This window comes from Nocardia sp. NPDC059154 (genome assembly GCF_042755705.1).
In the GTDB taxonomy this organism is placed as follows: Bacteria; Actinomycetota; Actinomycetes; order Mycobacteriales; family Mycobacteriaceae; genus Nocardia.
The window spans coordinates 1-20,464 of record NZ_JBHZCS010000101.1 but is presented as its reverse complement, the minus strand read 5'-3'; the positions used below and the strand labels follow the sequence as shown (position 1 = coordinate 20,464).

The 20,464-nt window shown below is 68.5% G+C and carries 14 protein-coding genes and 1 pseudogene; 5 read left to right on the top strand and 10 right to left on the bottom strand.

All coding sequences use genetic code 11. The features are described from left to right. Nucleotides 1-56: 56 nt before the first annotated feature. The 3 genes from nirB to ACFXN1_RS46890 all read right to left on the bottom strand — a co-directional run bounded on the left by nirB (nt 57) and on the right by ACFXN1_RS46890 (nt 5,695). A complete protein-coding gene (nirB, locus tag ACFXN1_RS46900; RefSeq protein ID WP_379445526.1) occupies nt 57-2,621 on the bottom strand; it encodes a nitrite reductase large subunit NirB in 2,565 nt (854 codons plus the stop codon). 24 nt (nt 2,622-2,645) lie between these two features. Next, entirely contained in the window at nt 2,646-4,136 is a 1,491-nt protein-coding gene (locus ACFXN1_RS46895) for a nitrate/nitrite transporter (RefSeq protein WP_379445527.1), read from the bottom strand. 269 nt (nt 4,137-4,405) lie between these two features. After that, a complete protein-coding gene (locus ACFXN1_RS46890) occupies nt 4,406-5,695 on the bottom strand; it encodes an MFS transporter (protein WP_379445528.1) in 1,290 nt (429 codons plus the stop codon). A 65-nt stretch (nt 5,696-5,760) separates the two neighbouring features. Between ACFXN1_RS46890 and ACFXN1_RS46885 the strand changes: the two genes are divergently transcribed. After that, nucleotides 5,761-6,444, top strand: coding sequence for a FadR/GntR family transcriptional regulator (locus ACFXN1_RS46885; protein ID WP_354834026.1), 684 nt, complete (start codon nt 5,761-5,763; stop codon nt 6,442-6,444). Nucleotides 6,445-6,749: 305 nt separating this feature from the next. Beyond that, nucleotides 6,750-8,078: an MFS transporter gene (locus ACFXN1_RS46880; RefSeq protein ID WP_379394313.1), complete on the top strand. Its 1,329-nt coding sequence runs from the start codon at nt 6,750-6,752 to the stop codon at nt 8,076-8,078. A 123-nt stretch (nt 8,079-8,201) separates the two neighbouring features. On the opposite strand, the gene ACFXN1_RS46875 is transcribed toward ACFXN1_RS46880, so the two are convergent. From ACFXN1_RS46875 to ACFXN1_RS46865, 3 genes are all read right to left on the bottom strand, one after another. Further along, a complete protein-coding gene (locus tag ACFXN1_RS46875) occupies nt 8,202-9,053 on the bottom strand; it encodes a TIGR02569 family protein (RefSeq protein WP_379445531.1) in 852 nt (283 codons plus the stop codon). A gap of 178 nt (nt 9,054-9,231) precedes the next feature. Beyond that, entirely contained in the window at nt 9,232-10,416 is a 1,185-nt protein-coding gene (gene moeZ, locus ACFXN1_RS46870; RefSeq protein ID WP_379379507.1) for an adenylyltransferase/sulfurtransferase MoeZ, read from the bottom strand. Between the two features lie 96 nt (nt 10,417-10,512). Then, nucleotides 10,513-11,463 (bottom strand): sigma-70 family RNA polymerase sigma factor, encoded by a 951-nt coding sequence (locus tag ACFXN1_RS46865; RefSeq protein WP_379445529.1) that lies wholly within the window; start codon nt 11,461-11,463, stop codon nt 10,513-10,515. Between the two features lie 127 nt (nt 11,464-11,590). Here ACFXN1_RS46865 and ACFXN1_RS46860 point away from each other — a divergent pair, with 127 nt between their 5' ends. After that, nucleotides 11,591-13,009, top strand: a complete 1,419-nt coding sequence (locus tag ACFXN1_RS46860) for a DHA2 family efflux MFS transporter permease subunit (protein WP_379445530.1) — start codon at nt 11,591-11,593, stop codon at nt 13,007-13,009. On the opposite strand, the gene ACFXN1_RS46855 is transcribed toward ACFXN1_RS46860, so the two are convergent. Continuing rightward, the gene (locus ACFXN1_RS46855) at nt 12,994-13,953 is read right to left on the bottom strand and encodes a DUF3152 domain-containing protein (RefSeq protein WP_379445532.1); all 960 of its coding nucleotides are present in this window, start codon (nt 13,951-13,953) and stop codon (nt 12,994-12,996) included. The genes ACFXN1_RS46860 and ACFXN1_RS46855 overlap by 16 nt on opposite strands. A gap of 532 nt (nt 13,954-14,485) precedes the next feature. Between ACFXN1_RS46855 and ACFXN1_RS46850 the strand changes: the two genes are divergently transcribed. Then, complete coding sequence (locus ACFXN1_RS46850; protein ID WP_354834016.1) at nt 14,486-15,151, top strand: TetR/AcrR family transcriptional regulator; 666 nt, start codon at nt 14,486-14,488, stop codon at nt 15,149-15,151. A gap of 103 nt (nt 15,152-15,254) precedes the next feature. Here ACFXN1_RS46850 and ACFXN1_RS46845 read toward each other — a convergent pair whose 3' ends face one another. From ACFXN1_RS46845 to ACFXN1_RS46835, 3 genes are all read right to left on the bottom strand, one after another. After that, complete coding sequence (locus ACFXN1_RS46845) at nt 15,255-15,482, bottom strand: DUF3107 domain-containing protein (RefSeq protein ID WP_379379513.1); 228 nt, start codon at nt 15,480-15,482, stop codon at nt 15,255-15,257. A gap of 148 nt (nt 15,483-15,630) precedes the next feature. Then, entirely contained in the window at nt 15,631-16,356 is a 726-nt protein-coding gene (locus tag ACFXN1_RS46840; RefSeq protein WP_379446582.1) for a ferritin-like fold-containing protein, read from the bottom strand. A 104-nt stretch (nt 16,357-16,460) separates the two neighbouring features. After that, complete coding sequence (locus tag ACFXN1_RS46835; RefSeq protein ID WP_379446581.1) at nt 16,461-17,495, bottom strand: alpha/beta fold hydrolase; 1,035 nt, start codon at nt 17,493-17,495, stop codon at nt 16,461-16,463. Nucleotides 17,496-17,975: 480 nt separating this feature from the next. On the opposite strand from ACFXN1_RS46835, the pseudogene ACFXN1_RS46830 reads away from it, so the two are divergent. Next, a pseudogene (locus ACFXN1_RS46830) lies at nt 17,976-19,475 on the top strand (DEAD/DEAH box helicase); the annotation flags it as partial. Between the last annotated feature and the right edge of the window lie 989 nt (nt 19,476-20,464).

Genomic DNA, 20,464 nt, shown 5'->3' with positions numbered 1-20,464 from the left:
TCCTCCGAACGCCCTACCTATTGGTACCGGCGCCCTGTTTCCTCGCGGTTAAGCAGTCATTTCCCGTGCGTGGCGGTCTCTGTGGTGTGGGTCGCATTGACAGGGATGTCCGGGATTCCGAGCAGGACCGGCACCTTGCGCTCGCCGGTCTCGTCGAAACCGATGGTCGGGTCCGACTCCTCCGGCGCGTTCACGAAGGACACGAAGCGCGACAGCTTGCCCTCGTCCTCGAGCACCGCGGCCCACTCGTCCTTGTAGCCCTCGACGTGCTTGGCCATGGCCGCCTCCAGATCCGCGGCGATGCCCAGGCTGTCCTCGCAGACGACCTGCTTGAGGTAGTCGATGCCGCCCTCCAGGGCCTCCTGCCACGGCGCGGTGCGCTGCAGCCGGTCGGCGGTGCGGATGTAGAACATCAGGTAGCGGTCGATGTACTTGATCAGCGTCTCGTCGTCGAGCTCGCCCGCCAGCAGTACCGCGTGCTTCGGGGTCAGACCACCGTTGCCGCCCACGTACAGGTTCCAGCCGTGCTCGGTGGCGATGACGCCGACGTCCTTGCCGCGCGCCTCCGCGCACTCGCGGGCGCAACCCGACACCGCCAGCTTCAGCTTGTGCGGGGAACGCAAACCGCGGTAACGCTTTTCGAGCAGCACGGCCATGCCGACCGAGTCCTGCTGGCCGTAACGGCACCAGGTCGAACCCACGCAGGACTTCACCGTGCGCAGCGACTTCCCGTACGCGTGGCCGGATTCCATGCCCGCGTCCACCAGGCGCTTCCAGATCAGCGGCAGCTGCTCGACGCGGGCGCCGAACAGGTCGATGCGCTGACCACCGGTGACCTTCACGTACAGGTCGAACTCCTTGGCCACCTCACCGATGGTGATGAGCTGCTCGGCGGTCACCTCACCGCCGGGCATGCGCGGCACCACCGAGTAGGTGCCGTTCTTCTGCAGGTTGGCCAGGAAGTGATCGTTGGTGTCCTGCAACGAGGCCTGCTCGCCGTCGAGGATGTGGTCGCTCGAGGTGGACGCCAGGATGGAGGCGACGGTCGGCTTGCAGATGTCGCAGCCGGTTCCGGTGCCGTACTTGGCGATCAGACCCGAGAAGGTACGGATGCCGGTCGACTGGATGATGTGGAACAGCTCCGCGCGCGACTGCGTGAAGTGCTCGCACAGCGACTTGGAGACCTCCACACCCGATTGCTCCAGCAGCTTCTTGAGCATGGGAACGCAACCGCCGCAGGAGGTTCCGGCATTGGTGCAGCTCTTGATGGCCGGCACGTCGCAGGCGCCGTCGGCGATGGCGCCGCAGATCGAGCCCTTGGACACGTTGTTGCAGGAGCAGATCTGGGCGTCGTCGGGCAGCGCGTCCGCGCCCAGTTCCGCACCCGCCGGGGAGATCAGCGCGGCCGGATCGGCCGGCAGCGGGCGGCCGACCAGCGGGCGCAGCGCCGAGTACTGGGTGGCGTCACCGACCAGCACACCGCCGAGCAGGGTCTGGGCGTCATCGGAGACGACCAGCTTGGCGTAGGTGCCCTTGGCCGCGTCGTGCAGCACCACCGACAGCGCGCCCTCGGTCCGGGCGTGCGCGTCACCGAAGGAGGCCACGTCCACACCCAGCAGCTTCAGCTTGGTGGACAGGTCCGCGCCCGGGAACTCACCCGCGCCGCCGAGCAGGCGGTCGGCGACCACCTCGGCGGTGTTGTAGCCGGGGGCGACCAGGCCGTAGCAGACGCCCTCCACCGCGGCGACCTCACCGATCGCGTAGATGTTCGGGTCCGAGGTGCGCAGGCTCAGGTCGGTGAGGACACCGCCGCGCTCGCCGACGTTCAGCCCGGAGGTACGGGCGATTTCGTCACGGGGACGCACACCGGCCGCGAAAACCACGACCGCGGCGCGCAATTCGCTCTCGTCGGAGAACTTGACCGACAGCCGCTCGGCGACCGGCGCGCCCTCGACGGTCTCGATCGAGGAGGTGCCGACACCGGTGTGCACGGCCAGACCCAGCTCGGTCACCAGCTTCTCGAGGATGGCGCCGCCGCCCTCGTCGATCTGGGCCGGCATCAGCCACTTGTTGAACTCGACCACGTGCGGGGTCATGCCCAGCAGGCGCAGCGCGTTGGCCGCCTCCAGGCCGAGCAGGCCGCCGCCGACCACGATGCCGACCGCGCCCGGACCGGCCGCCTCGGCAGCGGCCCGGATGCCGTCGAGGTCCTCGAGCGTGCGGTAGACGAAGCAGCCCTCGGCGTCGTGGCCCGGCACCGGCGGCACGAAGGCATAGGAGCCGGTCGCGAGAACCAGTGCGTCGTAACCGATCACCTCACCGGTGGAGGTGGTGACCTTGCGGGCGATGCGGTCGATGGCGTCGGCCTTCACGCCGAGCCGGACATCGACCAGGGTGTCGCCCTCGTAGTCGTTGCCGGGCAGCGCCAGCGCGGACGCCTCCCAGATGCCGACGTAGGAGGACAGGCCGACGCGGTCGTAGGCGGCCAGCTTCTCCTCGCTGAGGACGATGACCTGCCAGGTTCCGGCCTCGTCACGGGAGCGCAGCGCCTCCACGAAGCGGTGCCCGACCATGCCGTGGCCGACCACCACAACGGTTTTGCGTTCGATGCTGTGGGTCATGACAGTCCCTTTCGCGAATGGACGTCAGGCGCGAGCCGACGAGGTGGACGAGGAATCGGTTGCGGCGGAGCCGGTTTCGGCTTCGAGGACCAGTGCCTCGGCCTCGACGACGACATCGGCGTCGGTGGTTTCGGAGGTCAGCGAGCGCAGGCTCGGGCGGCGCATGAAGACCGCCCAGCAGACCACGGCGCACACCACGTAGAAGGCCATGAAGACCCAGAACGCGGTGGTCGCGGACTTGGTGGAGGCGTAGGAGGAGCGCAGCACCAGGTTGATGCCGACACCGCCCAGCGCGCCGATGGCGCCGACGAAGCCGATGAGCGCACCGGAGGTGTTACGGGCCCAGGCCGCCCGGGTGGCCGAATCACCGTCCAGGGAGCGGGATTTGGCCTCGAACACCGACGGGATGATCTTGGTGACGGCCCCGTTGCCGAAGCCCGAGATGACGAACAGCGCGGTGAAGCCGATGATCATGGCCACCAGCACGCCGCCCTGCGGGTGCCCGGCGCGATCACCCAGGGTCGAGGCCACCGTGACCACCAGGGCCGCCACCGTCATGGCCGCGAAGGTGAGCAGCGTGACCTTGCTGCCGCCGATGCGGTCGGCCCACTTGCCGCCGTAGGGGCGGGCCAGCGAACCCAGCAGCGGGCCGATGAAGGCGATCTGCGCGGCGTGCAGGGTGGCCGCGGCGACGCTCGCGCCGCCGGCCTTGAAGCTGATCTGCAGCACCTGGCCGAAGGCGAAGCTGTAGCCGATGAAGGAACCGAAGGTGCCGATGTAGAGGAAGGCGATGGCCCAGGACTGCGGCACCCGCAGCGCCTTGAGCATGTAGGACAGGTCGGCCTTCTGGTTCTTGACGTTGTCCATGTAGAGGGCCGCGCCCAGCGCCGCCACCACGATCAGGACCAGGTAGACCGCGCACACCACCGAGGCATTGCCGTAGTGGTTGCCCAGGGTGGCGATCACCGCCAGGCCGACCAGCTGCACCACCGGCACACCGATATTGCCGCCGCCCGCGTTGACGCCCAGCGCCCAGCCCTTGAGCCGCTGCGGGAAGAAGACGTTGATGTTGGACATCGACGAGGAGAAGTTGCCGCCGCCGAAGCCCGCGAAGGCCGCCACGACCAGGAAGGTCGTGTAGGAGGTGCCCGGCTGGTTGATGAAATACAGCGTCAGCAGCGTCGGGATCAGCAGCAGCAGCGCGCTCACGATGGTCCAGTTACGACCGCCGAACTTGGCGGTCGCCACGGTGTACGGGATCCGCATGAAGCCGCCGACCAGGGTCGGCATCGCGCCCAGGAAGAACTTGCCGGCCGGGTCGATGCCGAACTTGTCGGTCGGCATGAACAGCACCATGACCGACCAGATCGACCACACCGAGAACCCGACGTGCTCGGCGAACACCGACCAGATCAGGTTGCGGCGAGCGATGTCCTTACCACCGTCTTCCCAAGCCACGACATCCTCGGCATCCCAATGCTCGATGTCGCGCTTGCGGGTCAGCGTCGTCAACAAGAGGCCCTCCTGAAATCTGGATGGCCCCAAGGTAGGAAATCGGTATTGCGTCGATGCTGCGCGAAATGACCGGCAAATCAACGGTTGCTCACGAATATCGGGCAACCGGCGTGAGAAGTGTCCTTATGTTTCAACCATGTGACACAAGGGTTTCCGGCGGCCACAAATCGCCAGGAAACGCGAAGAAACGCGTAACCGAGCCGGAAGTTGAGAGCCTTGCCACAAAATCATGGCCCCAACCTCACGGCTCGGCAACTCGAACGGTGAATTTATTTCCAGGTGTCTTCCAGCATCTGCGGCTTGCACGCCACCCAGGCACCCGCCATCAGGATCAGGACCGCCACCGCCAGGAAGCCGAACGGCGCCAGCCAACTCCCGGTCATCGTGTGCAGCGCGCCGAACAGCAGCGGGCCCACGCATGCCACCGAGTAGCCGACACCCTGGGTGAAGCCGGACAGCGCGGCCGATCCGGCGCCGGTGCGGGTCCGCAGGTTGATCAGGGTCAGCGCCATCGGGAAGGTCGACGGGCCCAGGCCCACCGCCAGCACCCACAGCAGCGGGGCGCTCATCGGCGCGAGCAGCAGACCGGCGAAGCCGATGAAGAAGAACACCGCGCAACCGATGACGACCGGGAACGGATTGGCCATGCGGCCCACCACGATCGGCGCGCTCAACGCCGCCACCAGGCCGATGAGGGCGAAGATGCCGACCATGCTGCCGCCGAAGGAGGCGCTGGCGCCGGCGTCGCTGAAGATCGTCGGCATCCAGGTGAACAGCGAGTAGGTGATCAGCGAGGTCATGCCGAACATGAAGGCCATGCCCCAGGCCACCGGCGAACGCCACACCTTGCCGGTGGATTCGACCGCCTCCGAAGGCAATTCGGTGGTGTCGGAGCGGGCGTGGTCACGCCGCACCCGCAGCACCGCGATCCACGGCAGCGCGGCAGCGAAGGCCAGCGCGGCCCACATGCCCAGCGACAGCCGCCAGCCGTGCGCGTCCGCGACCGGCACCGCGATCAGGGCCGGGAAGACGGTGCCCAGCTGCACCATCACGATGTAGACCGAGCTGAGCGCGGCCAGCCGATCCGAGAAGTACCGCTTGACCAGGGGCGGGATCACCACATTGCCGATACCCATGCTGGCCAGGGCCAGCGCGGAGAAGGCCAGCAGCTCCCAGGTGGCGGGCACCAGGGCGCGGATCACCGAGCCGACACCGGTCATGAGCATGGCCACCAGGGCGGTCGTCTCCAGGCCCAGGCGGCGCGACAGCACCGGGGTCAGCAGCCCGCCGAGGGCGAACATGGCGGTCGGCAGCATGCCGAACACGCCGACCACCGCGGTGGAGTAGCCGATGTCCTGCCCGATGCGGGCGGCGAGCGGAGTGAATGCGGTGACGGCGACGCGAAGGGTGAGAGCGGACATGACGATGGCGACGAGCACGAGCAGGCGGCCCTCGAACAGGGCGCGCTTCGACATTTCGGGGCGGATCCCGGTCGTCTCGCTCGGGGCATTGGAAAGGCCCCGCACCGGGGCCATCGTCTCATCCATCGTCGCAGTCACCCGGAAATCATAGGATGACCCGATGATGTGATGCAACGAATGTGAGGCAAGGTACGCTGTCACCCGTGCAACCAGTCCGGCGCACGAGCCTCATCGCCCAGGTGACCGAGCAGCTTCGTGCCGAAATCCGTTCCGGCCGTTGGGCCGTCGGCTCGCGTATCCCCACCGAACCCGAGCTCACCGAACTCACCGGCACCGGCCGCAATACCGTGCGCGAGGCCGTCCAGGCCCTCGTGCACGCCGGCATGCTCGAGCGCAGACAGGGCTCGGGCACCTACGTCATCTCCACCTCCACCCTCGGCGGCACCCTCACCGAGTACCTGGCCGACGCCCAGCAGCGCGATGTCCTGGAACTGCGGCGGGCCCTCGACACCACCGCCGCCCGGTTGGCCGCCGAACGCCGCGACGACACCGACATCGCGACCCTGCGACGCGTGCTCGAAGAACGAAACCGCTACTGGGACACCGACTTCGACGCCGCCATCGAGGCCGACGTGCAACTGCACCGCGCCATCGTGGTCGCCAGCCACAATGCGGTATACCTGGAGTTCTACGACTCGCTGCTGCCCGTCATCGCGGCCGGCATCCGCTTCCGGTCCGAGCGCGAGGGCGAGACGTACCACGACGAGCACGCCGAACTGGTGCAGGCGGTCATCGACGGCGATCCGGAACGGGCGGCCCGCACCGCCAACTGCTTCCTCGACTCGCTCATGGCCGAATACCGGACGCTTGATACGAAATTCGAGTAACCGAAAGGTCACCACGCGACACGCCGCCGGGTGAGGTCGAATTACCGTCTCCGTCACGGAAAAACACTCGGACGTAAAAAGCGCTTCCTACGGTTGGACGCGACCGCAGCGGTTCCCCGATGACCGGGAACCCATGATGAGGGCGGTCGCGACAGCCGAGAGGACAGCTGCTCATGGCAACCGTAGTAGAGGCACCGGAAACGACCCTCGCCTTCCAAAGACGCGGACGGTGGATCGACCGCTGGGAACCGGATAACAGTGAATTCTGGGAAAACGGGGGTAAACAAACCGCCCGGAAAAATCTGATGTTCTCCGTTTTCGCGGAGAACCTCGGATTCAGCGTCTGGGTGCTGTGGGCCAGCGTGGTCACCGCGATGGGCTCGGCCGGATTCGCCTTCCTGAGCGCGAAGAATCCCGACTCGGTCAACAACGCGCTGCTGCTCACCTCCACCCCGACCCTGGTCGGCGCGGCCCTGCGCGTGCCCTACACCTTCGCCATCCCGCGCTTCGGCGGCCGCGCCTTCACCGCCTTCAGCGCGGCCATGCTGCTGATCCCCACGCTGGGTCTGGCGTATTTCATCAACCAGCCGAGCACACCCATGTGGGTGTTCATGGTGCTGGCCGCACTCGCGGGTGTCGGCGGCGGCAACTTCTCGTCGTCGATGGCCAATATCAACTTCTTCTTCCCCGAGGGTAAGAAGGGCGCGGCGCTGGGTATCAATGCCGCGGGCGGCAATCTCGGTGTGGCACAGACACAATTGTTCGTGCCGCTCATCATCACGCTGGGCACCCACATCATGGCCAAGAACCCGGGCGGCTACCGGTTCGGCATCACTCTCGCTGTGCTGATGTGGATTCCGTTCATCCTCGTCGCCCTGTTCGGCGCGCTGCGCTACATGGACTCGCTGTCCGGCGCGAAATCCGATGGCAAGTCCTACAAACTGGCCCTGAAGAACCGGCACACCTGGGTGATGGCCATCCTCTACATCGGCACCTTCGGCTCCTTCATCGGCTTCTCCTTCGCCTTTCCCACCCTGCTCAAGGCCAACTTCCCGAGCCTGGCCAAGATCGGCTGGATGGGCACCCTGGGCAACCTGGCCTTCCTCGGCGCGCTCGTGGGTTCCATGAGCCGGCCCTTCGGCGGCTGGATCGCCGACAAGCTCAGCGGCGCGAAGATCACGCTGTACGTCTTCGGTGGCATGGCGGTCGCCGCCGCGCTCATCGTGGCGTCGCTGTCGGCCAAGAACTTTCCGCTGTACCTGATCTCGTTCCTGCTGCTGTTCGTGTTCAGCGGCATCGGCAACGGGTCGACCTACCGGATGATCCCGATGATCTTCACCGCTGAAGCGCGGCGGCACGCCTCGGAGACAGGTCAGGACATCGGGGCGGCGCTGATCTCCGCGAAACGGCAGGCGGGTGCGGCCATCGGCGTCATCGGCGCGATCGGCGCGGCGGGCGGCTGGATCCTGCAGCAGGCCCTGCGACTGTCGAACACCCACTACCACAGCATGAATCCGGCCTTCTGGGGCTACGTGGTGGCCTACCTCGCCATGGGCGCGATCTGCTGGTGGTTCTATCTGCGCTCGTCCTTCGCGGTCGGACGCGCACCCTCCCTGGCCCACGCCAACGTCTGAGGAGACCCAACTCTCAGGCAATGACTTTGGAAGCGCGCCCTTCCAGAGATCCCCATCCTCAGGGGAACAGAAAGGCCGCGCCGGATTCGTCGCCCGGCGCGGCCTTTCGGTCTGTTCATCCCCCTACAGCAGCAGGCGGATCATGTCGGCGGTGCGGGCCAGGCCCGGGAACGCCTCGGGGGTGGATCGCGGGTGCAGGGCGTGCACGGCGAGCCGGAACATGACCGCGCGCACCAGCATCTGCGGCCATTCGGGGAGATCGCCCCAGCGTTCCAGCAGGCCGTCGTCGGCGCCGCCCCAGGACAGGGCATCGACCACGATGACCGCCGCCGCCCAGGGGGCCGGCCGCCAGTACGGGGTGATGTCGGTGAGACCGGGCGCGAAACCGCCCGAGAACAGGACGGTTCCGAACAGATCGCCGTGCACCAGCTGCGCGGGAGTGGTCACCGGTTTGCGCAGCGTGGACAGCTGCGTGATCAGGATCTGGCTGCGGTCGCCGTCCGGCGAGGTGGCCTGCAGCATGCCGCCCAGCTTGAGACTGCGCAGCGGAACCGCTTCCCACGCAGCGCGATCAGCGGCCGCGAAGACATCCACATCCACCCACGGCGCGACCGGCTGCGCGGCCAGGAAACGCGGACGCTCCAGCCGCGCGGTCACCTGGTGCAGGCGCAAGGACAGCGACACCACTTCGTCGTGCCGCGGCTCCGGCATGCCCTCGAGGAAGGTGTCGGCGCGCCAACCGGATACGACATACCGTCCATCGGTGGCGCGCACCGGCCGCGCCATGCGCAGCCCGTCCACCCGCAGGGTCTCGCGCACCTTCGCCGACCACGCCGCTCGCGCATGATCGGTCACCGGGCTCAGGACCACATCACCACAACGCCAGCCGCCGTCCCAGTTCCCCAGCGGAACCGGCACTTCCTCGCGCAACCCGAAGGTCGAGCGCACATGCTCGGGAGGTTCCACAGCAGTCATGGTCACGCGCGTACGGTACCGCTGTACCGCCTCCCCGCGACTTAAGGCCAGACTGGGAGCCGTCGGAGTGTCGTCGGCGACCGGCGGTCGGGCGCGTCACCGATTTCGGACGTACCCGGTGGGTTACCCGGATACTTCCGAAATCAGTTGTCACGTCCCGATAAATCAACGCTTTCGGTCAGTAGACCGGTAGCGACGGGTCGACCTGGTTGGCCCAGGCGATGATTCCGCCCTGGAGGTGGGTGGCGTCCGAGAAACCGGCGTTCTTGAGCGCCGCGAGCGCCTCGGCGGAGCGGATTCCGGTCTTGCAGTGCAGGACGATCGGGGTGTTCTGGGGCAGTTCGGCCAGGGCCTCGCCGGAGAGGATGCGGTCCTTGGGGATCAGGGTCGCGCCCTCGATGCGGACGATGTCCCATTCGACGGGCTCGCGGACGTCGATGATGGCGACGTCCTTGCCGGCGTCGAGCATCTCCTTCAGGTCCCGGGCGGTGATGGTGGAGCCGATGGCCGCGGCCTGGCCCTCCTCCGACACCACGCCGCAGAACGCGTCGTAGTCGATGAGCTCGGTGATGGGCTGACGCTCCGGATCGCGGCGCAGCTTGATGGTGCGGTAGCTCATGTCCAGTGCGTCGTACACCATGAGCCGGCCCAGCAGCGGGTCGCCGATACCGGTGATCAGCTTGATCGCCTCGGTCACCATGATGGAGCCGATGGAGGCGCACAGCACGCCCAGCACGCCACCCTCGGCGCAGGACGGGACCATGCCCGGCGGCGGAGCCTCCGGGTAGAGGTCGCGGTAGTTGATGCCGCGGCCGTCGGGGGCGTCCTCCCAGAACACCGAGACCTGGCCCTCGAACCGGTAGATCGAGCCCCACACGTAGGGCTTGCCGGCCAGGACCGCGGCGTCGTTGACGAGGTAGCGGGTGGCGAAGTTGTCGGTGCCGTCGACGATCAGGTCGTAACGGCTGAACAGCTCGACCGCATTGTCGGGTTCGAGGCGAATCTTGTGCAGCTCCACGGTGATTCCGGAGTTGATCTCCAGAATCGAATCGCGGGCGCTGTCCGCCTTGGAACGGCCGATATCGGACTCGCCGTGGATGATCTGACGCTGCAGGTTGGAGGCATCGACCTCGTCGAACTCCACGATGCCGAGCGTGCCGACACCGGCGGCCGCCAGGTACAGCAGAGCCGGGGAGCCCAGCCCGCCGGCGCCGATCACCAGCACCTTGGCGTTCTTCAAGCGTTTCTGACCGTCCACCCCGAGGTCCGGGATGATCAGGTGGCGGCTGTAGCGGGCGACCTCGTCCCGGGTCAGCTCCGCCGCCGGCTCCACCAGGGGCGGCAGGGAGGGATGCGATGACACGTCTTCGGACTCCTCAATCGAATTCGCCGGATACTCGCGGCCATTGCTGCAACACCGCAGGGCGGGGCGTTCTTCCCCAAGCCTACGGATGTCACGTCACAGCCGGGCGGGGAGGTCGAACAGCCGGAATAGGTCCGGGGAGTGGAACAGGTCCAGGCGGGCGAAGCCGTCGCGGTCGAGGGTGAGGACGTGGAGGTTGGCGGCCTCGAAGACATCGCCGCGCTTGACGTAGGCGGCCAGGGCCGGGCGGTTGTTGGCGCGGGTGGGTAGCAGGCGGAAGACCTCGCCGCGGGCGAAGACCCGGCCCAGGAAGGCGGTGACGGCGTCGCGGCCCTGGAACCAGGCCAGGAACGGCGGCATCTGGAGCATGGCGTCCTCGCGCAGGATGCGCTTGAGGGCGTCGATGTCCATGGCCTCGAACGCCTCGACGTAGCGCTTCAGCAGCTCGCGCTGCTCGTCGTCGCCCAGTTCGGCGGGACCCGCCTGGACGCCGGACAGCTGCGCGTGCGCCCGCTGCAGGGCGCTGTTGACGGCGGCGGTGCTGGTGTCGAGCAGCCCGGCCACCTCGGCCGCCCGCAGCGCCAGCACATCCCGCAGGATCAGCACCGCGCGCTGCAACGGCGGAAGGTGTTGCAGCGCGGCCACGAACGCCAGCCGCACACTCTCCCGGGCCGCCACCACCGCCGCCGGATCGCCGTCCCCGAGCAGTGCGTCCGGGAACGGCTCCAGCCACGGCAGTTCGGGCGAAGGATCGAGACGCTCCGCCCCCACCACCGGATTCGGCTGTGCCAGATCGACCGGCAGCGCTCGCCGCTGCGCGCTCTTCAACGCGGTCAGGCAGACATTGGTGGCGATCCGATACAGCCAGGTGCGCAGCGAAGCCCGTTGCGGGTCATAGGAATCCGCCGACCGCCAGGCGCGCACCAGGATCTCCTGCACCAGATCCTCGGCATCGTGCAGCGAGCCGGTCATCCGGTAGCAGTAGGCGAGCAGTTCGGGGCGGTGCGAATCGGCGACGGCGACCACGTCGTCGACGGTGGCGGTCATCCCACCTTGCTAGCACGGCGTCGCCGAGCCGTCGAGCGATAGGCCGCCGACCAGCGGCCGATGAGTTTTCGCGAGCCGGTGAGTACGTACCCGTGACACCCGAACCGACCCGAAAGGTCACTCCCCCATGACCTCTCACCAGCGCTGGACGCTCGCCCTCACCTCGGTGGCGTCACTCATGGTGGGGCTCGACGCACTCGTCGTCACCACCGCGCTCAACACCATCCGGGTCCAGCTCGGCGCGTCGCTCGAGGCGCTCGGCTGGACCTTCAACTCCTACACGCTCGCACTCGCGGTGTTCCTGCTGACCGCCGCGGTGATCGGCGACCGCATCGGCCGCCGCCGCCTGCTCATCGCCGGGCTCACGCTGTTCACCGTCTCCTCCGCCGCCTGCGCGCTGGCCACCGGCATCGGCGCTCTGATCGCCGCCCGCGCGGTGCAGGGCGTCGGTGCGGCCATGATCATGCCGGCCGCCTTCGCCCTGCTCGGGGTGGCCTTCCCGCCCGCCCAGCGCGGACGGGCCATGGGCATCTTCGCCGGGGTCACCGGGCTGGCCATCCTGGGCGGACCCGTCGTCGGCGGGGCCGTGGTACAGGGCCTGACCTGGCAGTGGATCTTCTGGCTCAATGTGCCCATCGGCGCGGCCCTGATTCCGGCCGTCCACCGCTGGGTCACGGAGAGCACCGGGCCCGCGGCCCAGGTCGACACCGTCGGCGTGCTGCTGTCCGGGCTCGGCGTGCTCGGGCTGGTGCTCGGACTGGTGCGCGGCAATGCGATCGGCTGGACCAGCGCCGAGATCCTGGGCGCGCTGCTCGGCGGCGGTGCGCTGCTGGCGGCCTTCGTCGGCTGGGAGTTGCGCACCCCGCAGCCCATGGTGCCCATGCGGCTGTTCACCCGCCCCGGCTTCGGCGCCGCCAATCTGGCGGGGCTCCTGATGACCGCCGCGATCTTCGGCACCGCGTTCTTCTTCGCCCAGTACCTGCAGGCCGGGCTGCACAACACCCCGCTCGGCTCCGGGCTGCGCCTGCTGCCCTGGACCGCAACGCTTTTCGTGGTCGCGCCGCTGGCGGGCGCGCGCATCAGCCGGATCGGCGAACGCCGGTTGATCGTGGCCGGACTGCTGCTGGCGGGGATCGGCCTGCTCTGGATCGCCCTGGCCGCCGGGGCCGGGGCCGGATACCCGGCGCTGATCGGGCCGATGCTGCTGACCGGTATCGGCATCTCGGCCGCCATGCCCGCGGTGCAGAACGCGGCGATCAGCTCGGTCGGACCGGAGTCCATCGGTACCGCGTCGGGGATCTACAACGCCCTGCGCCAGCTCGGCGGCAGCTTCGGAATCGCGGTCACCTCAGCGGTTTTCACCGTCACCGGCGGCTACACCTCGACGGCGGCCGTTCAGCACGGCTTCCGCGCGGCGCTGCTCACCGCGGCCGCGGCGGCGACCCTGGGCGCCCTGGCGGGTCTGGGCGTCGCCCGGCACCGGCCTTCGGCCGCAACGGAATCCGTGCCCGCCGTCGCGGTGGAGGGCGCTCAGGCCCGCGGGTAGGGCCACGGGTTGAAGCGGCAGGTCTTGCCGTCCATCGGCACCACGCCTTCGGGATCGAGCTTCGCGATGTCGTTGTTCCTGGTCCCGAAGGTCTGCTGCATCATGACCGGCGCCAGCCCGCCGTCGACCTCGCACGGCTGGTGCTCGTGGTAGCCGATGGCATGTCCCACTTCGTGATTGATCTGGTACTGCCGGTAGGAGCCGACATCGCCCTCGAAGGCCAGCGCCCCGCGCACCCAGCGCACCTCCGAGAGCACCACGCGGCCCAGATCGGCGTTGTAGCAGGAGGAGTCGACCGGGATCTCGAAACCGCAGGACTTGCGGGTGGTGTCGCGTGAGGTCAGCGAGATGCGGAAATCCGGAGTGCCGGTGTCCACGCGCCGGAAGCCGAAACGCGGATCATGGGTCCAGGACTTGGGATTCGCGAGCGTGGCGTCGACCATCTGGCCGATGGCCGGATCACCGCCGAGGCTGGCGGTGTCCACGCCGTCCTCGATCTCCACGGTGTAGGTGAACACGTGCTGGGAGCCGGTGCCGACCTGCGCGGTATTGCCGGGCACCACGTGCCAGTTGCCGGTGCCGGTGTCGGTGTAGGCCCCGCCGGGCGGGACCGCGCCGGTGGGCAGATCGGCCGCGTACTTGCCGTCGCCCTTGGGGGCGCCGCCGATGATGCCGCTGGGCTTGTCGGTGTGCTCGCTGAGGCGGCCGAAGCCGGGGAGTCCGGTGCTGGCGTCGCCGGTGTGGCGCAGGGCGTCCACCGCGACCAGGATGGTGATGACCAGCAGCACGGGCAGGGCGTAGGCGCGCCAGCCGTAGGTGCTCACGAAGCGGCCCAGCGGACTCTGCTTCTTGGTCTCGCGCTCGGGACGCTGCCGATTGCGGGTGTCGGCGGGCGGGGCGGTGGGATCCCAGCGGGCGCGCAGCGGCTGGTGCGGCAGCGGCAGGTGATCACCGGCGGGCTGACTTGGATCGGGTGCGGGTTCGGGCGGTGTGATGAGCCCGGAAGCTACCGAGGGGCCGGTCTGCGATGCGCTGGCGCCGGTGTGCAAACCGAGCGGATCGTAGACCGGCCCGCTGGGTCTTCCTCGGCGCTTGTTACCGGCGGTCTTCGGCACACCTGCCCCCACGGGGCGGCCCGGATCAGGCCCGCCGGAACTACTGCCCCCATGGTCGGTCACGACTGACAGACTCTCATAGCCCGCCCCCACGCACGGAAGGGCCGTCGCCGCGCGCTGCTATTGCTGCGAGATATCTCACGCCAATGCGGCAGAGCTCACAAATCAGAACATGTGCTACACAGTTGTGATCGGCCTCGCATAATCGATGCGAGTCCCACTCGACCATCACAGGTGCTGATCGACAACAACCAGCACACCAAAATTCGGAACCTGGATCGGCACGGGCCCCATGAGCGAGTATCGTTCGTGGGATACCGGTGACATCCTTCCCACCGGGAATCAACTGGGAGAAAAGGCAATGACTGACCTCGTGGACCGGATGACGTCGCACCGCATGTCATCCGAGGCCATGGCGGCGAGCAAGCGCGGAACCCGCCTGCCCCGTGAGGCGCGCCGGGCGCAGCTACTCGCGGCCGCCAGCGAGGTCTTCGTGCTACGCGGCTATCACGCCTCGGGCATGGATGAGATCTCGCAGTGCGCCGGCGTCAGCAAACCGGTGCTCTACCAGCACTTCTCGAGCAAGCTCGAACTGTATCTGGCGGTCCTGCAGAACTACGTCGACGCCCTGGTGTCGAGCGTGCGCCAGGCGCTGCGCTCCACCACCGACAACAAGCAGCGCGTGCGCGCCGCCGTGCAGGCCTACTTCGACTTCGTCGATCACGAAACCCAGGGCTTCCGACTGGTTTTCGAATCCGATCTGACCAATGAGCCGCAGGTGCAGCGCCGTGTCGAGCAGGCCACCGAGGCCTGCGTGGACGCGGTCTTCGACCTGGTCGCCCACGACTCCGGCCTGGAGCCCTACCGCGCCCGGGTGCTCGCCGTGGGCCTGGTCGGCGCCAGCCAGCTGAGCGCGCGCTACTGGCTCGAGGCGGACCGGCCGATCAGCAAGGACGACGCGGTCGACACCACTGTCGCATTGTGCTGGGGCGGCCTGAAGCACGTGCCGCTGCACCCGATGGATTGAAACCTGAATCCGCGACAACAACAAAAGAATTGCCCCGCCGAGCTGCTCGGCGGGGCAATTCTTTTATGCCACTAGGGGTTTCAGGAAGTCCCCGAGAGTTCGGCTAGACGGCCGCGAAGCCGACGCGACCCGAGGAGGGGGTGCCGATCTCGACATAGGCGACCTTCGAGGCCTGGATCAGGAACTTGCGGCCCTTCTCGTCGGTCAGCGTGACGACGCCACCCTCACCCTGGAGCGCGCCGGTGACGGCCGCCTCGACCTCGGCGGGGGTCTGCGAGCTGTTGATGACGAGCTCACGCGGGCTATCCGAAATGCCGATCTTGACCTCCACGGCCAACCTCCGAACCTAGAGTCCTTGTGCTGTCCTGATCACGCTAGCGCAGCCGGGACAGCGTCCGGCCGCGACCGCCTGCGCTGTCAGCGAACAGCACCCACGACACTGTCGGGGAACAGCGCAGACGGCAGGAAGAACGGGAGCGTCAGCTCAGGCCGAGTACGCGCATGCGCTCGGCGTGACTGTTCTGCATGTGCTCGAACAGCGTGGCGACGCCGTTCAGATCGCCGGTGGCGGTGAGCACCAGCTCGGTGAGCCCGTCGCGCTGCGCCATCACGTACTGCGCCTGGGTGATGGCCTCGCCCAGCAGGCGGCGGCCCCACAGCGCCAGCCGGTCCCGCTCGGACCGGTTCTGGGCGACCGCGGTGCGCACCTCCTCGATGACGAACTCGGAGTGGCTGGTCTCGGCCAGCACGTCGCGCACCACGTCGGCGACCTCGGGAGCCAGGGCGCCGGCGATCTCGGTGTAGAAGTCGGCGGCGATACCGTCGCCGACGTAGAACTTGACCATCGACTCCAGCCAGGTGGAGGGGTCGGTGGAGGCGTGATAGGCGTCCAGGGCGCGCACGAACGGGGCCATGGCGTCGAAGATGTCGACGCCGCGGTCGGCCAGCGCCTGCTCCAGGGTCTTGAAGTGTTCCATCTCGTTGCCGGCCATCTTGGCGACGGCCACCCGGCCGCGCAGCGTGGGCGACAGCTTGGCCTCTTCGGCTAGACGGTAGAAGGCGGAGATCTCACCGTAGGCGAGGACCGCGAAGAGGTCGGTGGCTCCAGGATGTTCGGCGGAGATGCGGCCGTCGGAAGACGAAGGAATACGGCCGTCGGAAGACTCCGAGGCAGCGCCGAGCGCAGTGGACGAGTTTGCTCCCATGGGACCCCACCCTAGCGGCCGGAAACGACGCGCATTCACCCATCGGCGACGACACCCGGAGTGTACCCTCGATACCTTCGTAAGGCCTTGCGACACAACGCAATTCATGGCTGGTTGCGCAGGAACTTGTCCAGATGGGTCCACGTGGTGTCACGGGCGATGAGAATGCCGAGGTGAGAGCCGGGTGCGGTCTCGTACCGCACCTCCGGCGAGCCGGTCAGCGTCGTCGTCCCGTGCTCCACTGCGGCGGCCGGGGTGATCACGTCGTTCGGTCCGCCGACGAGCAGCACCGGCTGGGTGATGTCGGCCAGCGCGATCTGCTGCTCGCCCAGGTGCACCACGCCCTTGCCGATGTCGTTGTTGAGGATGAAGCGGCCCCACAGCTGGTTGTAGAAACGCCCCGGATAGCCGGGCAGCGAATTCTGGAACCGGTCGATGGTCTCCATCCGCGCCAGGGTCGCGGTGTCCGCGAGATTGCTCGCAATGAAGAACGGCCGCTTGAGTTCCCGATCCCAGGCGGTGGCGCGGTAGGCGATCCGGGTCAGCTGCGCCGAGACCCCGCCGGCGGCGCGAATGGCCGCGGTGGCGGTGCGGCCGCCGTCGATGCGGGCCAGGGTGCGCAGTTCGCGTGCACCGATCATGTGGTCGTAGCTCAGCGGCGCGCCGACGGCCGTGATGGACCGGATGGGCAGCGCCTGATCGGCCGCGGCGGTCAGCAGGGCCAGGACGCCGCCGATCGACCAGCCCACCAGATCCACCGGACGGCCGCCGCGATCGGCCGAGACCTCGCGGATGGCCTCGGGCAGGATGTCGTCGATCCAGGTCTCGAAGCCCATGCGCCGGTCCTCGAAGGTGATGTCGCCGTAGTCGACCAGGTAGGGCGCGCGGCCGGTCTCCAGCAGGAAGCGGGCCAGGCTCTGATCAGGGCGCAGATCGAAGCAGAAGGCGGGCGCGGCCAGCGGCGGGACCAGCAGCACGGCCGGGTCGTCGGGGCCGGCGCCGTCGTAGCGGCGCAGTTCGCGATGCGGCGCGTCGGACAGCACCGTCGACGGGGCGGGTTCGGGGGCCTCGATGCCGTCGCCGAAGGTCAGCGACCACATGTTGCGGGCGGCGGTGCTCACGGTGTCTGCCAAGCTCACGGCAATACCTTCGCAGATAGTGCTACACGGCGTATCACCTATGTGAGCAACTCAACTGTCCGCGCGGTGGCCGACACGGTTGTCCCCGGACGAATTATGGTGCGCCACAATCATTAACGGCAATGCGAAACCCCGGATCAGACCGTCTTTCGCTACCGATAAGCGCGCCGACCAGCGCAATAACGCCACACATTAGCGGTGGCGGAAATCAGGGCGAAGGCCGTATCACGCTACAATCTCCGCGGACGGCGGAATTCATACCCGTAGTCCATGGAAAATGTGCGCGCACTCCGATCCGCAGCACTGCACCGCCGCGCCAGGTCGACGCCCATCCACCGGAGAGGCATCCCGCAGCGGCGAGAACGGATCAAGTGGTCGTCGCGGACCGACCGGGTCCGCCCCACGCCTCGTGCGCGCGAGACGCGATAAACGAGGAAAGGCAAGAACCTGAGCAAGATCACCGTAGAGCAGGAACCGGGTGTGGCGGACACGCTGCTGACCGCGGAACTCGACGACACCCACCTCGCTCCCACTTTCGCCGAATTGGGCGTGCGGCCGGAAATCGTCCGGGCCCTCGCCGAGATCGGCATCGAACGCACTTTCGCCATTCAGGAACTCACCCTGCCGCTCGCGCTGGCCGGTGAGGATCTCATCGGCCAAGCCCGCACCGGTATGGGTAAGACCTTCGGCTTCGGTGTGCCGCTGCTGCACCGCATCGCCACCGGCGACTCCGGCACCAAGGCCCTCGACGGCACCCCGCGTGCGCTGGTCATCGTGCCGACCCGCGAGCTGTGCATCCAGGTCACCCAGGATCTGGAGAACGCCGCCAAGTATCTCGACGACAGCACCGGAACCAAGGTGCGCATCACGTCGATCTACGGCGGCCGCCCCTACGAGTCGCAGATCGAGGCGCTGCGCACCGGTGTCGACGTGGTCGTCGGCACCCCGGGCCGCCTGCTGGATCTGGCCGAGCAGCAGCACCTGATCCTGGGCAAGGTGCAGGTGCTGGTCCTCGACGAGGCCGACGAAATGCTCGACCTGGGCTTCCTGCCCGATATCGAACGCATTCTCAATATGGTTCCCGAGCAGCGCCAGACCATGCTGTTCTCGGCCACCATGCCGGGTCCGATCATCACCCTGGCCCGCACCTTCCTGAACCGGCCGACGCACATCCGCGCCGAGGAGCACCACGAGTCCGCGGTGCACGACCGGATCACCCAGCTGGTCTACCGCGCCCACGCGCTGGACAAGAGCGAGCTGGTGGCTCGCATCCTGCAGGCCGAAACCCGCGGCGCGACAATGATTTTCGCGCGCACCAAGCGGACCGCGCAGAAGGTCGCCGACGATCTGGCCGAGCGCGGCTTCGCCGTCGGCGCGGTGCACGGCGACCTGGGGCAGATCGCCCGTGAGAAGGCGCTCAAGAAGTTCCGCGAGGGCAAGATCGACGTGCTGGTCGCCACCGATGTGGCCGCCCGCGGCATCGACATCGACGACGTCACCCACGTCGTCAACTACCAGTGCCCGGAGGACGAGAAGACCTACGTGCACCGCATCGGCCGCACCGGTCGGGCGGGCAAGACCGGTGTCGCGGTCACCCTGGTGGACTGGGACGAGCTGAACCGCTGGGGCCTCATCGACAAGGCCCTCGACCTCGGCATCCCGGAACCGGTCGAAACGTATTCCCGCTCCCCCCACCTGTACGAGGAGCTCGGCATCCCGGAGGGCGTCACCGGCGTCATCCGTAAGCGCAAGCCCGAGCGCGACGAGGATGCCGTCGTGGTGGAGCGCGAACGCCGCGGCACCCGCAGCCGCAGCCGCCGTCGTACCCGCGGCGGCCACCCGGTCGAGGGCGACGCGGCCGTGGTGACCACCGAAACCCCCGCCGCCGAGGCCGATTCGGCCACCGGTGATCCGGAGAAGTCCGGCCGCCGTCGCCGCCGTCGCCGCCGTGGCAAGGGCGGCAACACCCCGGCCGACGCCATCGTCGCGACCACGGTCGAGACCGAACTCGACACCGACGGCCCCGCCGAGATTGCCGACGTCGTCTCCGAGGATGCCGGGGACGGCGCCCGCCGGGGACGCAAGCGCACCCGCCGCGGAGGCAAGGGTTCCGCCGAGGGCACCGGCGTGACCGAGGCCGCCGACGTCGTCTCGGAGGCCGCGGTCGCCGAGACGCCCGCGCCGGTCGAGGCGAGCGTGGCCACCACGACGGTCGAGCCGGTCGCCGACGCCGACGCGGTCGTGGCCGACGCGCCCCGCAAGCGCACCCGCCGGACCAAGGCAGCCGCCGAGGCCACGGTCACTGCCGCCGAGGCACCGGTCACTGCCGCCGAGGCACCGGTCACTGCCGCCGAGGCACCGGTCACTGCCGCCGAGGCACCGATCGCCGCCGCCGAGGCACCGATCGCCGCCGCCGAGGCACCGGTCGCCACAGAGTCGGCCGTCGTCGCCGAGACCGACGTCGCGGCAGCGGCTCCCGTGACCGCCGAAGCGGACGCGCCGCGCAAGCGCACCCGCCGCACCAAGGCCGCCGTGGCCGAATCCGGCACCGGCGCAGAGGGTTCCGCCGTCGCGGTGGAATCGGCTGCCACCGATGGCGACTCGGCCGAACCCGCCCTGCGGGCGCCGCGCAAGCGCACGAGCCGCGCCGCGAGCACCGCGCCGACCGCCGACGAGACCGCCACCGGCGCCGACGCCGAGGTCGCCGCGGAGGCTCCGAAGACCGCGCCGCGCAAGCGGACTCGCAAGGCCGCGGCTGCGACCGTCGAGGCCAAGGGCGCCGCCGAGGCCACCGCCGGAGCGGCGGACGGTGCGGAAGCGCCGAAGGCCGCGCCCCGCAAGCGGACTCGTAAGGCGGCCGCGGCGACCGTGGACGCCAACGGTGCGGCCGAGGTGGTCGCGGAGGCGGCGGACGGTGCCGAGGTGGTCGCGGAGGCGCCGAAGGCCGCGCCGCGCAAGCGGGCCCGCAA

Excerpts from the sequence above, each read along its gene's own strand:
- nirB (WP_379445526.1), bottom strand. The coding sequence starts at position 2,621 with ATGACCCACAGCATCGAACGCAAAACCGTTGTGGTGGTCGGCCACGGC.
- ACFXN1_RS46880 (WP_379394313.1), top strand. The coding sequence starts at position 6,750 with ATGTTCTCCGTTTTCGCGGAGAACCTCGGATTCAGCGTCTGGGTGCTG.
- ACFXN1_RS46875 (WP_379445531.1), bottom strand. The coding sequence starts at position 9,053 with ATGACTGCTGTGGAACCTCCCGAGCATGTGCGCTCGACCTTCGGGTTG.
- ACFXN1_RS46865 (WP_379445529.1), bottom strand. The coding sequence starts at position 11,463 with ATGACCGCCACCGTCGACGACGTGGTCGCCGTCGCCGATTCGCACCGC.
- ACFXN1_RS46860 (WP_379445530.1), top strand. The coding sequence starts at position 11,591 with ATGACCTCTCACCAGCGCTGGACGCTCGCCCTCACCTCGGTGGCGTCA.
- ACFXN1_RS46850 (WP_354834016.1), top strand. The coding sequence starts at position 14,486 with ATGACTGACCTCGTGGACCGGATGACGTCGCACCGCATGTCATCCGAG.
- ACFXN1_RS46840 (WP_379446582.1), bottom strand. The coding sequence starts at position 16,356 with ATGGGAGCAAACTCGTCCACTGCGCTCGGCGCTGCCTCGGAGTCTTCC.